General features: G+C 71.9%; 13 protein-coding genes and 1 pseudogene. 6 read left to right on the plus strand and 8 right to left on the minus strand.

Annotated elements, in window-relative coordinates:
- Positions 1-252 precede the first annotated feature (252 nt).
- Positions 253-1,302 carry an aldo/keto reductase gene (locus H5J30_RS06515; protein ID WP_181786203.1) on the plus strand — a complete coding sequence of 350 codons (1,050 nt, stop codon included), beginning with the start codon at positions 253-255 and terminating at the stop codon, positions 1,300-1,302.
- A gap of 140 nt (positions 1,303-1,442) precedes the next feature.
- A complete protein-coding gene (locus tag H5J30_RS06520) occupies positions 1,443-2,126 on the plus strand; it encodes a TetR/AcrR family transcriptional regulator (protein WP_181786204.1) in 684 nt (227 codons plus the stop codon).
- On the opposite strand, the gene H5J30_RS06525 is transcribed toward H5J30_RS06520, so the two are convergent.
- Both H5J30_RS06525 and H5J30_RS06530 read right to left on the minus strand, forming a co-directional pair.
- Positions 2,115-2,351: a hypothetical protein gene (locus H5J30_RS06525; protein WP_181786205.1), complete on the minus strand. Its 237-nt coding sequence runs from the start codon at positions 2,349-2,351 to the stop codon at positions 2,115-2,117. The two genes, H5J30_RS06520 and H5J30_RS06525, sit on opposite strands and share 12 nt — an antisense overlap.
- 173 nt (positions 2,352-2,524) lie before the next feature.
- Complete coding sequence (locus tag H5J30_RS06530; RefSeq protein WP_018834372.1) at positions 2,525-3,907, minus strand: glycine--tRNA ligase; 1,383 nt, start codon at positions 3,905-3,907, stop codon at positions 2,525-2,527.
- Positions 3,908-4,119: 212 nt separating this feature from the next.
- Between H5J30_RS06530 and H5J30_RS06535 the strand changes: the two genes are divergently transcribed.
- The 4 genes from H5J30_RS06535 to H5J30_RS06550 all read left to right on the plus strand — a co-directional run bounded on the left by H5J30_RS06535 (position 4,120) and on the right by H5J30_RS06550 (position 7,326).
- On the plus strand, positions 4,120-5,109 hold the full coding sequence (locus tag H5J30_RS06535; protein ID WP_181786206.1) for a metal ABC transporter substrate-binding protein: 990 nt from the start codon (positions 4,120-4,122) through the stop codon (positions 5,107-5,109).
- A gap of 26 nt (positions 5,110-5,135) precedes the next feature.
- Positions 5,136-5,909: a metal ABC transporter ATP-binding protein gene (locus tag H5J30_RS06540; protein WP_181786207.1), complete on the plus strand. Its 774-nt coding sequence runs from the start codon at positions 5,136-5,138 to the stop codon at positions 5,907-5,909.
- The gene (locus tag H5J30_RS06545) at positions 5,909-6,808 is read left to right on the plus strand and encodes a metal ABC transporter permease (protein ID WP_181786212.1); all 900 of its coding nucleotides are present in this window, start codon (positions 5,909-5,911) and stop codon (positions 6,806-6,808) included. The genes H5J30_RS06540 and H5J30_RS06545 overlap by 1 nt, the downstream gene beginning before the upstream one ends.
- A gap of 98 nt (positions 6,809-6,906) precedes the next feature.
- Entirely contained in the window at positions 6,907-7,326 is a 420-nt protein-coding gene (locus tag H5J30_RS06550; RefSeq protein WP_181786208.1) for a Fur family transcriptional regulator, read from the plus strand.
- A gap of 25 nt (positions 7,327-7,351) precedes the next feature.
- Here H5J30_RS06550 and H5J30_RS06555 read toward each other — a convergent pair whose 3' ends face one another.
- The 6 genes and pseudogenes from H5J30_RS06555 to H5J30_RS35960 all read right to left on the minus strand — a co-directional run.
- Positions 7,352-8,191: an isoprenyl transferase gene (locus tag H5J30_RS06555; RefSeq protein WP_181786209.1), complete on the minus strand. Its 840-nt coding sequence runs from the start codon at positions 8,189-8,191 to the stop codon at positions 7,352-7,354.
- 125 nt (positions 8,192-8,316) lie between these two features.
- A complete protein-coding gene (recO, locus tag H5J30_RS06560; RefSeq protein WP_181786210.1) occupies positions 8,317-9,063 on the minus strand; it encodes a DNA repair protein RecO in 747 nt (248 codons plus the stop codon).
- A gap of 98 nt (positions 9,064-9,161) precedes the next feature.
- Positions 9,162-11,072 (minus strand): sialidase family protein, encoded by a 1,911-nt coding sequence (locus H5J30_RS06565; protein ID WP_258563145.1) that lies wholly within the window; start codon positions 11,070-11,072, stop codon positions 9,162-9,164.
- Between the two features lie 182 nt (positions 11,073-11,254).
- Positions 11,255-11,947, minus strand: coding sequence for a FadR/GntR family transcriptional regulator (locus H5J30_RS06570; protein WP_181786214.1), 693 nt, complete (start codon positions 11,945-11,947; stop codon positions 11,255-11,257).
- A gap of 101 nt (positions 11,948-12,048) precedes the next feature.
- Positions 12,049-12,753, minus strand: a complete 705-nt coding sequence (locus tag H5J30_RS06575; RefSeq protein ID WP_181786211.1) for a response regulator — start codon at positions 12,751-12,753, stop codon at positions 12,049-12,051.
- Positions 12,750-12,953: pseudogene (locus H5J30_RS35960) on the minus strand (sensor histidine kinase); the annotation flags it as partial. The pseudogene H5J30_RS35960 and the gene H5J30_RS06575, both read right to left, overlap by 4 nt.

The raw sequence follows: 12,953 nt of genomic DNA on the forward strand, positions 1-12,953 counted from the left end.
CCGATGGCGGCGGGGAGGGGGTTGCGGAAGGCGCCCGCCGCCGGGTCGTAGTTCGGCGAGTTGAGGATCCGCGCCAGCCGGGCACCCGCCGGCTCGGCGCCGAACGACGCGGGGCGAACTCGACGCATGGGCTACTCCTTGGTCTCGGACTGTGGGGTCAACGGCGGCGGGGACGGCAGTGTTCCGAATCACGTGAGAATGTAGCGCTGACAGATTTTGACATCTGTCATTCGTCATTCCATACTTGTCACCATGACTGCGATCCCGACCCGCCCCCTCGGCACCACCGGCCCCGACGTCTCCGCCCTCGGCCTCGGCTGCATGGGCATGTCCGCGCTCTACGGCCCGGTGGACCGCAAGGAGTCCATCGCCACCATCCACGCCGCCCTCGACGCCGGCGTGACCCTCCTCGACACCGGCGACTTCTACGGCATGGGCCACAACGAGCTGCTCATCCGCGACGCCCTCGACGCCCGCCCCGGCAGCCGCGACCAGGCCCTCGTCAGCGTCAAGTTCGGCGCCCTGCGCGACCCGGCCGGCGGCTTCCTCGGCTACGACGGCCGTCCCGCCGCCGTGAAGAACTTCGCCGCCTACTCCCTGCAGCGCCTCGGCACCGACCACATCGACGTCTACCGGATCGCCCGCCTCGACCCCGACGTGCCGATCGAGGAGACCGTCGGCGCCGTGCGGGAGCTGATCGACGCCGGCTACGTGCGGCACGTCGGCCTCTCCGAGGTGGGCGCGGAGACCGTGCGCAGGGCCGCCGCCACGGCGCCGGTCGCCGATCTGCAGATCGAGTACTCGCTGCTCTCCCGCGGCATCGAGGACGAGATCCTGCCCGTCTGCCGCGAGCTGGGCGTCTCCGTCACCGCGTACGGCGTGCTGTCCCGGGGCCTCATCAGCGGGCACATGACCCGCGAGCGGGTGCGGGAGCTGGGCGCGCAGGACTTCCGGGCGCACTCGCCGCGGTTCGCGGCGGAGAACGTCGACCGGAACCTGGCGCTCGTCGACGCCCTGCGGCAGGTCGCGGACGGCAAGGGTGTGACGGTCGCGCAGATCGCCATCGCCTGGGTGCTCGGCCGCGGGGAGGACATCGTGCCGCTCGTGGGCGCGCGGCGCCGTGACCGGCTGGCGGAGTCCCTCGGCGCGCTGGACGTGGTGCTGGACGCGGCCGATCTGGAGGCGATCGAGCGGGCGGTGCCCGCGGGTGCGGCGGCGGGCGAGCGGTACGGGCCGGAGCAGATGGCGATGCTGGACAGCGAGCAGGCGGGCGGGCGGTCCGGCGGGCCGTCCGCGGAGTAGGCGGCACGGCGAGCGGGTACGGCGAGCGTGGTTGCCGCGCGGCGCCGGGAGGGCGGGCGGTGCGTCGTTGTCGGCGGGGGCTGCGAAGCTGGTAGCAGACCCGACGCCGGTCGGGAGAGCCCGAGAGCCGGAGAGCGCCGATGCCGTCCGAGACCCTGACCCCCGAGCACATCCTCGAAGCCACGGAGGATGTGCTGCGCCGCTACGGTCCGGCGAAGGCCACGGTGGTGGATGTGGCGCGGGCGCTGGGTGTCAGCCACGGTTCGGTGTACCGGCATTTTCCGAGCAAGGCGGCGCTGCACGCGGCGGTGGCGGCGCGGTGGCTGGACCGGACGGAGGAGGCGCTGGCGGAGGTCGCGGGGGCGGAGGGGCCGGCGGATGTGCGGTTGCGGCGGTGGCTGGCAGTGCTGTTCGACACGAAGCGGCACAAGGCGCATGACGATCCGGAGATGTTCGCGACGTACATGGCGCTGATCGGCGAGAGCGGCCCGGCGGTCCGCACGGGTGCGGAGGCGGGGGCGGCGACGGTGGCCGGGGTGGTGGCGCGGCATGTCGCGGAGTTGCGGGGGCAGTTGGCGCTGATCCTGGAGGACGGGGTGCGTCAGGGGGTGCTGTCGGTGCCGCCGGCGGTGGCGTCGGGGGATGCGGAGGGGGCGGCGGTGGCGCAGGCGGCGCGCCGTTCGGTGGAGGGTGTGGCGGGGGCGGTGTTCGACGCGACGCGCCGGTTCCACGATCCGGCGTTCGCGCCGGGTTGGCGGGAGCCCGGGGTGGAGGCGGAGTTCGCGTTGCTGGTGGATGTGGTGGTGCGGGGGCTACGTCCCTGAGGCGGGTGCGCTTCCGGGGTCGGGGTGTCCGGTGCCGGCGGCGGCGCGGTGTGCTTCCGCGAGGTGTTCTTCGGCTTTGAGCCAGGGGAGGAACTGGGCTGCTCTGGTCCAGTCGCAGCTGTCGCAGTGGAGTTGGCGCCGGGCGCCGGCGCCTGTGACGTGGACGGTGTGTTCGTGGCCGTCGGGGTCGGTGGCGGTGACCCGGCTGGTGTCCCTCGCGTGCATGGCGCCTCCTGCTGCCGGCTCTTGCTGTTCGTGGCTCCTTCGGGCCTGGCGGTGGGGCTCAGTGTGCAGCAAGGGGCCGGTGCGCGCAGCCGGCCGGGCGTTTTGCGTGGGGGTGCGGGCATATGGCGACGGCGCCCCCCGGTGGGGGGCGCCGTCGTGGTGGTGCGGGTGGGTCAGCAGCCGAGGAGGCGGCCGGCGAGGTAGGTCTCGACCTGGTCGAGGGAGACGCGTTCCTGCTTCATGGTGTCGCGTTCGCGGACGGTGACGGCGTTGTCGTCGAGGGTGTCGAAGTCGACGGTGATGCAGTAGGGGGTGCCGATCTCGTCCTGGCGGCGGTAGCGGCGGCCGATGGCGCCGGCGTCGTCGAACTCGATGTTCCAGTGGCCGCGGAGGTCGGCGGCGAGGCCCTTGGCCTTGGGGGAGAGTTCGGGGTTGCGGGAGAGGGGGAGGACGGCGGCCTTGACGGGGGCGAGGCGGGGGTCGAGGCGCATGACGGTGCGCTTTTCCATCTTGCCCTTGGCGTTGGGGGCTTCGTCTTCGATGTAGGCGTCGAGCATGAAGGCGAGCATTGTGCGGCCGACGCCGGCGGCGGGTTCGATGACGTAGGGGGTCCAGCGTTCGCCGGCTTCCTGGTCGAAGAAGGAGAGGTCCTGGCCGGAGGCGGCGGAGTGGGCCTTGAGGTCGAAGTCGGTGCGGTTGGCGATGCCTTCGAGTTCGCCCCACTGGCTGCCGGCGAAGTCGAAGCGGTATTCGATGTCGACGGTGCGCTTGGAGTAGTGGGAGAGCTTCTCCTTGGGGTGGTCGAACCAGCGGAGGTTGGCCTCCTGCATGCCGAGGCCGGTGTACCAGTTCCAGCGCTGCTGCATCCAGTACTCGTGCCAGGTCTCGTCTTCGCCGGGCTTGACGAAGAACTCCATCTCCATCTGTTCGAACTCGCGGGTGCGGAAGATGAAGTTGCCGGGGGTGATCTCGTTGCGGAAGGACTTGCCGGTCTGGGCGATGCCGAAGGGGGGCTTCTTCCGGGAGGAGGTCTGGACCTGCATGAAGTTGGTGAAGATGCCCTGGGCGGTCTCGGGGCGCAGGAAGGTCTCGGAGCCGGCGTCCTGGGTGGGGCCGAGGTGGGTGGCCAGGAGGCCGGAGAACTGCTTGGGCTCGGTGAAGCCGCCCTTGTTGCCGCAGTGGGGGCAGTTGATGTCGGCGAGGCCGCCGGTGGGGGGGTGGCCGTGCTTGGCCTCGTATGCCTCTTCGAGGTGGTCGGCGCGGAAGCGCTTGTGGCAGGAGGTGCATTCGGTGAGCGGGTCGGTGAAGGTGGCGACGTGGCCGGATGCTTCCCAGACCTCGCGGGCGAGGATGACGGAGGAGTCGAGGCCGACGACGTCGTCGCGGGAGGTGACCATGTTGCGCCACCACTGGCGCTTGATGTTCTCCTTGAGCTCTACGCCGAGGGGGCCGTAGTCCCAGGCGGCGCGCTGGCCGCCGTAGATCTCGCTGCACGGGTAGACGAAGCCACGGCGCTTGCTCAGGCTGACGATGGTGTCGATCTTGTCGGCGGCCACGGTGCTCTCTTCATTACGACGACGAAGCGGTGCTCCAGGTTACCGGCGGCGGTGCCCTTGGTTTCAAATCGGGGGGCGGGCGGGCGGTGCGGGGTGCCGGGGGGGCGGCGGGGTGGTGTCCGGCCGGTGGCGGGTGGCCGGTGGGTCGGGGGTGTCGCGGGGTGGTCACGGTCCGTAAATATTTTTGACAATCGTTTCCATCTTTGATGAAAATGAGTGTCATGAGAGCTAGCCGCCGGTCCATATCCGGTCTCACCCCCGCCGCGGCCGCGGCGCTGTCCGCGGCCGCCGTGCTGACCCTGTCCGCCTGCGGTGACGGGGAGTCGGGCACCGTGACGGAGGACGGCAGGCTGCGGGTGACCGCGTCGTTCTATCCGATGCAGTTCCTGGCCGAGGAGATAGGCGGGCGGCACGCGGAGGTCTCCACGCTGACGAAGCCGGGGACGGAGCCGCACGACCTGGAGCTGAGCCCGCGGCAGACGGGGGAGCTGGCGGACGCGGGGCTGATCGTCTATCTGAAGGACATGCAGCCGGCGGTCGACGAGGCCATCGAGCAGTCGGGTGCGGAGCACGTCGTGGAGGCGTCGGAGTTCACGTCGCTGGAGAAGCACGGCGGCGGGGAGCACGCCGAGGAGGAGGCCGACGGCGGCCACGAGGGCCACGACCACGGCGGCGAGGACGGCGGGGATCCGCACATCTGGCTGGACCCGGTGCGGTACGCGGAGGTCGCCGAGGGCGTCGGCAAGGCGATGGCGGAGGCGGACCCGGACCATGCGGCCGCGTACGAGAAGAACGCCGCGGAGCTGGCGGACCGGCTGCGCAAGCTGGACGGGGAGTTCGCCGCGGGGCTGGAGAACCGGCGTACGGACACGTTCATCACGACGCACGCCGCGTTCGCCTACATCGCCGACCGGTACGGCCTGGTGCAGGAGTCGATCAAGGGGCTGAGCCCGGAGTCGGAGCCGAGCGCGGCGCGGATGAAGCAGCTGCAGGAGATCGCGGAGGAGGACGGGGTGACGACGGTGTTCTTCGAGACGCTGGTCAGCGACAAGACGGCGCGCACTCTCGCGGGTGACCTGGATCTTCGGACGGATGTGCTCGACCCGATCGAGGGCGTGACGGACAAGTCGAAGGGTGACGACTACTTCGAGATCATGGAGGCGAACCTCGGGGCGCTGCAGCAGGCGCTGGGTGCGAAGTGAGCGGGGTCTTTGCGGAGGGAGCGGGCGTGGTGGAGCCGGTGGTGAGTCTGCGCGGTGCGCGCGCGTCGCTGGGCGGGCGCGCGGTTCTGGGCGGGGTGGATCTGGCGGTGGGCCGCGGCGAGGTGGTGGCGCTGCTGGGGGCGAACGGTTCGGGGAAGTCGACGACGGTACGGGCCGTGGTGGGCCGGGTGCCGCTGGCGTCGGGTGAGCTGGAGCTGTTCGGGACGCCGCTGGGGCGGTTCCGGCAGTGGCGGCGGATCGGGTACGTGCCGCAGCGTTCGACGGCGGCGTCGGGGGTGCCGGCGTCGGTGCGCGAGGTGGTGTCGTCGGGGCGCCTGTCGCGGTCGCGGCTGCGGCCGCTGGGGCGGGCGGACCGGGCGGCGGTGGAGCGGGCGCTGGACGTGGTGGGGCTGGCGGACCGGGCGAAGGAGTCGGTGAACCGGCTGTCCGGCGGGCAGCATCAGCGGGTGCTGATCGCGCGGGCGCTGGCGGCGGAGCCGGAGTTGCTGATCATGGACGAGCCGCTGGGCGGGGTGGATCTGCCGAGCCAGCGGATTCTGGCGGAGGCGCTGGCCGGGCAGGTCGAGGGGGGTGCGTCGGTGCTGCTGGTGCTGCACGAGCTGGGGCCGATGCAGCCGCTGATCGACCGTACGGTCGTGCTCGGCGACGGTCTGGTGGTGCGGGAGTACGGGCGCGGGGAGTCGGACGCGGCGGCGCGGGTGCACGATCTGGCGTGCCATCCGCACCCGGGCGGGGCGGGTGAGCCGGCGGCGGTGGAGAGAACGGGGCTGCTGACATGATGCTGGAGTTCCTGGAGCCGCCGTTCATGCAGCGTGCGCTGCTGGCGGCGCTGCTGGTGGGGATCGCGGCGCCGGCGGTGGGCATCTATCTGGTGCAGCGCCGGCAGGCGATCATGGGTGACGGTATCGGGCATGTGGCGCTGACGGGTGTGGCGCTGGGTTTCCTGCTGAACACGAGCCCGGTGTGGACCGCAGTGCTGGTGGCGGCGGCGGGTGCGGTGGCGATGGAGCTGATCCGCTCGTACGGGCACACGCGCGGTGATCTGGCGCTGGCGATGCTGTTCTACGGGGGCATGGCCGGGGGTGTGCTGCTGATCAATCTGGCGCCGAACGGTTCGACGGCGAATCTGACCACGTATCTGTTCGGGTCGGTGACGACGGTGTCGGACTCCGATGTGACGGCGATCCTGTGGCTGTCGGTGTTCGTGCTGCTGGTGACGCTGGGGTTGCGGCGGCAGTTCTTCGCGATCTGCCAGGACGAGGAGTTCGCGAAGGTCACGGGCCTGCCGGTGCGGGCGCTGAATCTGCTGCTGGCGGTGACGGCGGCGGTGACGGTGACGGTGGCGATGCGGGTGGTGGGTCTGCTGCTGGTCAGCGCGCTGATGGTGATTCCGGTGGCGGCGGCGCAGCAGGCGACGCGCGCGTTCGCGGCGACGCTGGCGCTGGCGGTGGCGATGGGGGTGGTGACGACGCTGTCGGGGACGGTGTTCTCGTACTACGCGGACGTGCCGCCGGGGGCGACGATCGTGCTCTTCGCGCTGGGGTTGTTCTTGCTGGTCACGGCGTTGGCGGTGCCGTTGGCGCGGCTGCGTTCCGGTGCGGGTGGCGCGGCTGGTCCCGGGGCCGGTGAAGCGGTCGCGGAGGGGGCCGGTGCGCGGGTCGGCGGTGGGTCGAAGTGAGGACGGCTGCCGCGGCTGTGTCCGGTTGCGGGGTTGCTGCTGGCACAATGGCGGCTCGTGGGGCGGACAGGGCTTCGAGCGAGCAGCAGGAGGCAAGGGTGACGACCGCAGGTCCCCCGGTACGCGGCCGGTCGACGCGTCAGCGCGCGGCGGTGGCGGCGGCGCTCGCGGAGGTCGACGAGTTCCGCAGCGCCCAGGAGCTGCACGACATGCTGCGGCATCGCGGCGAGTCGGTGGGGCTGACGACGGTGTACCGGACGTTGCAGTCGCTCGCGGACGCGGGCGATGTCGATGTGCTGCGGACGACGGAGGGTGAGGCGGTGTACCGCCGGTGCAGCACCGGTGAGCATCACCATCATCTGGTGTGCCGGCTGTGCGGCAAGGCGGTGGAGGTCGACGGTCCCGCGGTGGAGCGCTGGGCGGAGTCGGTCGCCTCGGAGCACGGGTTCGTGGATGTGGCGCACACGGTGGAGGTCTTCGGTACGTGCGCGGAGTGCGCGGGGCAGCGGCGGGAGTGACGCGGTACTGCCCCGCGGCCCCGGGTCAGCCGGTGTGGGCCTCGTGGTCGGTGTCGTTGGGGATGGCGCCGCCGAAGCGGCGGTCGCGGGAGGCGTACTCGACGCAGGCGCGCCACAGGTCGCGGCGGTCGAAGTCGGGCCACAGGATGTCCTGGAAGACCATTTCGGCGTAGACGCTCTGCCAGATGAGGTAGTTGGAGGTGCGTCGTTCGCCGGAGGGCCGGATGAACAGGTCCACGTCCGGCATGTCCGGGTGGTACAGGTATTTGGCGAAGGTGCGTTCGCTGACCTTCTTGGGGTCGAGGCGGCCGGCGGCGACGTCGCGGGCGATGCCGGCGGCGGCGTCGGCGATCTCGGCGCGGCCGCCGTAGTTGACGCACATGTAGAGGGTCATGGCGTCGTTGCCGGTGGTCTGTTCCTCGGCGACCTGGAGTTCCTGGACGACGCTCTTCCACAGTTTGGGCATGCGGCCGGCCCAGCGGATGCGTACGCCCATGGCGTCGAGTTCGTTGCGGCGGCGGCGGATGACGTCGCGGTTGAAGTTCATGAGGAAGCGCACCTCGTCGGGTGAGCGCTTCCAGTTCTCGGTGGAGAAGGCGTACACGGAGAGGTTCTTCACCCCGATTTCGAGGCAGCCTCTGACGACGTCGAGGACGACGGCTTCGCCGACCTTGTGGCCTTCGGTGCGCGGCAGGCCGCGTTCCTTGGCCCAGCGGCCGTTGCCGTCCATGACGATCGCGACGTGTCCGGGGACCAGTTCGCCGGGCAGCTTCGGCGCGCGGGCGCCGGAGGGGTGCGGCTCGGGGGTCTGGTAGGAGCGGCGATGCCGCGTCAGGGAGGTGCCGCGGATCCCTCGTCGTGCCATGTGCCGTGCTCTCCCGTTCCTGTCCGTTGTCGTCTGCTGCCCGGCTGCTGCCCGCTCGTGTCCTGCCGGTGTCCTGCTTCTGCCCGGCCCGGGCCCATCTCATGGCGGGCCGCGACGTTCTCCGGCTACCTCTCGACGTGGCGCAGCGAGCGCAGGCCGCGCTCCAGGTGCCAGTGCAGGTAGGCGGCGACGAGGCCGCTGCCCTCTTTGACGTGGTGTGCCCCGCAGCGGTCGGCGGTGTGCCAGTCGCCGGTCAGGAGCGCGCCGAGCAGCGCGAGTACCTCGGGCGACGGTACGACGCTACCGGGCACGCGGCAATCGCCGCACTGCACTCCTCCCGCGTTGACGGAGAAGAAGCGGTGGGGTCCCTCCATGCCGCAGCGGGCGCAGTTGCCGAAGCTGGGGGCGTAGCCGTTGACGGCGAGGGAGCGCAGCAGGTAGGCGTCGAGGACGAGCTGGGGGGCGTGGGCGCCGCCGGCGAGGGTGCGCAGGGCGCCGACGAGCAGTAGGTACTGCTGGGTGGCGGGTTCGCCTTCCTGGTCGGTGAAGCGTTCCGCGGTCTCCAGCATGGCGGTGCCTGCGGTGTAGCGGGGGTAGTCGCCGGCGATGGGGGCGCCGTAGGGGGCGATGGTCTCGGTCTGGGTGCACATGGGCAGCCCGCGGCCGACGAGGTCGCTGCCGCGGGCGAAGAACTGGACGTCGACGTGGCTGAAGGGTTCGAGGCGGGCGCCGAACTTCGACTTGGTGCGCCGGACGCCGCGGGCGACGGCGCGGACGCGGCCGTGGCCGCGGGTGAGGAGGGAGATGATCCGGTCCGCCTCGCCCAGTTTCTGGGTGCGCAGCACGATGCCGTCGTCGCGGAACAGGGTCATGGGCCCATTCTTGCCTACGCCGCCGGCTTCGTGCCCGGCGCGGGGCGGACGGGTGCCGGCCCGGGCTGTGGCTGCCCGGGCCGGCCCGCCGCGGGGTGCTACTGCGGGTCGACCCTGTCGAGGGGCAGGCGGAGCTGCTGGCCTCGGGGGACGGGGGCGTTGTCCTTGCGGATGGCGGTCAGTTCGCCGCGGTTGAGGGCGCGGTCGTAGACGCGCATGTCGTCGAGGTAGCCGTGGAAGCGGTTGGCGCCGTCGAGGCGCTGGCCGATGTCGATGCCGCCGATGCCGAACTCCTTGCCCGCGGTGGGTGAGCCGGGCGGGGCGTCGGCCGCGTGGGAGGTGCCGTCGACGCTGAGGGTGAGCTTGCCGCCGGCGCGCTGCAGGGTCACGAAGTGGAAGGCGTTGTCGTTGTACGCGCCGGTGGTCTGGACGCTGACGGCGGCCTGTTCCATCTGCATGCGGGCGATGATGCGGTTCTGTTCGGGTTCGGCGCGCAGCCAGACGGAGGGGGCGTTGCCGCCGACTCCGTAGGCCCACATGATCGCGTGGGCGCCGTTGGTGCGGCCGTACTTGAACCAGCCGGTCCAGGTGAAGTCGCCGGAGCCGACGTCGAGGGAGTCGTGCCAGGGGACCTCGACGCGGGCGTCGATGTGCGGGGCGGCGTTGTCGAGGTAGAGGGATCCGCCGAAGCGGCCGGGGCGCAGTTCTGAGCTGCCGCGGACGTAGGCGGTGTTGCCGCTGCGGGAGACGTCGGGGGTGGTGGCTCCCGGGTCGGGTGCGGGGCGCGGCGGCGGTTCGTCGCCCGGCTGGTCGAGGAAGGCGTCGTTGAAGCGGGCCCAGCGGATCGTCTCGTACGGGCTGGTGGTACCGGCTTCGTAGAGGAGGCCGACGCGGTCCTCGGCGAGTTCCGTCATGTCGGAGTAGGCGGTGGGGCCCCAGTGGATGATGCGGCCCTGCTGCCAGGGTTCCCAGGTGGCGCCGTCGTCGCGGGAGGCGCGTACGGACATGGCCAGGCGGTCGGCGGGGTGCGCCGGCAGCGAGGCGAGGACCTGGTCGCCGTGGCGGAGGGTGGCGCCCTGGACGACGGGGGCGACGAGGTCGGGTGTGGTGGCGAAGGGGGCGTCGAAGGTGGTGCCGCCGTCGCTGCTGACGGCTGCGGCGCGGTTGCCGGGGTCGGTGCCGCGTTCGTCGCGGGCGGCGGCGTACACGGAGCCGTCGCGGCGTTCGAAGAGGCTGAGTTCCTGGGGTTTGACGTCCGGCGGCCGGGTGGTGCGGGTGTCGTCGGCGCCGAGCTGCCAGGTCAGGCCGCCGTCGTCGCTGTAGAGGAGGTGGGCGCCCTGGCGGCCGTCGAGGCCCTCGTGGTTGCCGCCTACGAGGAGGCGGCCGGCGTGCTCGCCGGTGGTCAGCTGGAGGCCGTGGCCGGGTCCGGTGGCGTACCAGCGGTCCCATTCGGGCTTGGACAGCTCCGCGGCCATGTTGCGGGCGGTGCTCCAGGTGCGGCCGTTGTCGGTGGAGTGCTGGAGGTAGGGGTTGCGGACGGTGTCGTCGGCGCCGGGGTTGTGGGTGCTGAGCAGGGAGATGCGGCCGGTTTCGCGGTCGACGACGGGGGCGGGGTTGCCGCGGGTGTCGCCGTCGCCGGCCAGGACGACCTGCGGGGCGGTCCAGGTGGCGCCGTTGTCGGTGGAGCGGCGCAGCACGATGTCTATGTCGCCTTTGTCGGCGCAGCTGGCGACGCGGCCTTCGGCGAAGGCGAGGAGGGTGCCGTCGGCGGCTTCGACGACGGCGGGGATGCGGTAGCAGAAGTAGCCGCCGGTGCCGCCCTGGAAGAGCACTTCCTGGGTGAACTCCGGTGCGGCGGTGGGGCCGGGGTCCTGTGCGCTGGCGTGGGGGGCGAGTGCGGTCAGGCCGGCGCCGAGGACCGCGGCGCACGCCGCGAGCGCGGTGGCGCGGCGGGGGCGGGGGTTTCTTCGGCGGGGGCGGCCTGGGGCGGGTGCGAGGCGTGGCTGCATGGTGCGTCTCGCTTTCGTCTGGATACGTCGGGCACATGAGGGTGGCGCGGACAGCGGTGGATAGCCCATGTCCTACGTAGGACGTGGGATGTCCATCGGCGTAACGTAAAGGCAGCCCCCCGTACGGTCAAGGGTCTGTCCGCAGCTACCCGCAGTTCACCTTCCGCTCATGCCTGCGCCGCTCACCCGACGCCGCGCATCGCCTTCCCCGCGCGCGCCTCGATGCCGCGGAAGTGGGTGGTCATCGCGGCCCGTACGTGGTCGCGGTCGCGGGCCCGCAGCGCGGCGACGATCTCCTTGTGGCGGCGGGCGGTCCCCAGCGGCGACGGGTCGTCGGCCCAGCCGCGGGCGCCGGCGACGCGGTGGAAGACGTTCCAGAAGGCGCTGAGGAGCTGCGGGACCAGGGTGTTGCCTATCGAGCGGTAGAGGACCTCGTGGAACTCGCGGTCCTCCTCGGGGAAGACCTCGCCCTGCCCGGCGCGGGCCTCCATCCGCGCGACGATGGTGTCCAGCGCGTCGAGGTCGGCCTCGGGGATGCTCTCCACCACCCGGCTGATCAGGCCCTCTTCGAGTATTTCGCGGACCTGGAGGATCTCGGTGAGGGCGTGCGCGTCGTCGCCGCCGAGCTGCACCAGGGTGCGGAACGTCAGCCCGTCGGCGAGCGGCGTCAGCGACGCCTCGCCGACGTACGTGCCGTAGCCGTGGCGGATCTCGACGATGTCGAGGGCCTGCAGCGCCTTGAGCGCCTCGCGCACCGAGTTGCGGCTCACCCCCAGGTCGTCCATCAGCTCGGCCTCGGTGGGCAGCACCGCGCCGGGGCGCAGGCCCCGGTCGAGGATGAGCTGCATGATCTCGCGCTGGATCTGACCGCCCATGCGCTTCCTGCGGTCCGAACGCGGCTGGGGGTGCTTCAGCTCCTGGGACATGGCGGTATCGTACGCACAAGGAGGGACATCCTACGTGTGGTACGGGAGGTTCATCCGGAAGATGAGGAAGATCCGGGAGTGATGAGCCCCGATTCGTAGCCGATGACGACCAGCTGCGCCCGGTCGCGCGCCCCGACCTTGCCCATGATGCGGCTCACATGGGTCTTGGCCGTCAGCGGCGACAGCGCCAGCGACTCGGCGATCTCGGTGTTGTTCAGTCCCCGCGCCACCAGCATCAGCACCTGCCGCTCCCGCTCCGACAGCGCGCCCAGCGCCGCCCCGCCGTGCTGCGTCGCGGATGGCTGCGGCGCCACCGGCAGCCGCACCAGGCGCTCGATGAGGCGGGCCGTGGGGCCCGGCGAGAGCAGCGCGTCGCCGGCGGCGACGGTGCGGATGGCCTCCAGCAGCGCCGCCGGCTGGGTGTCCTTGACCAGGAAGCCGGAGGCTCCGGCGCGCAGCGCGGCCATGATGTGCTCGTCGGTGTCGTAGGTGGTGAGCACCAGCACCCGCACGCCCGCCAGGTCCTCGTCCGCGGCGATGAGCCGGGTGGCCTCGATGCCGTCGAGTTCGGGCATCCGCAGGTCCATCACCACCAGGTCGACGCGCTCGCTGCGGGTCAGCGCCACGGCCTCGCGGCCGTTGCCCGCCTCGCCGACGACGTCCATGTCGGCGGCGGAGTCCACGAGCATGGCGAACGCCTTGCGCACCAGGGTCTGGTCGTCGGCGAGCAGGACGCGGATGGGCTGCGCGGTCATGCGGTGCGGCTCCTGTCGGTGAGGGCGGTACGGGTCCCGGGGCGGTCGGCGCCGGGATCCGCCGGGGCGGCGGGGTCGGGATCCGGCGGATCCGGCGGATCCGCCGGGTGTGCCGCGTCTGCCGGGTCCGAAGGGCCTGAAGGGCCTGAAGGGGCGGTCTCCACGGTCTCGACGCCCTCCGGGCCCCCGGGTGCGCACGG

The sequence above is a fragment of the Streptomyces phytophilus genome, assembly GCF_013870535.1.
Lineage (GTDB): Bacteria > Actinomycetota > Actinomycetes > Streptomycetales > Streptomycetaceae > Streptomyces > Streptomyces phytophilus.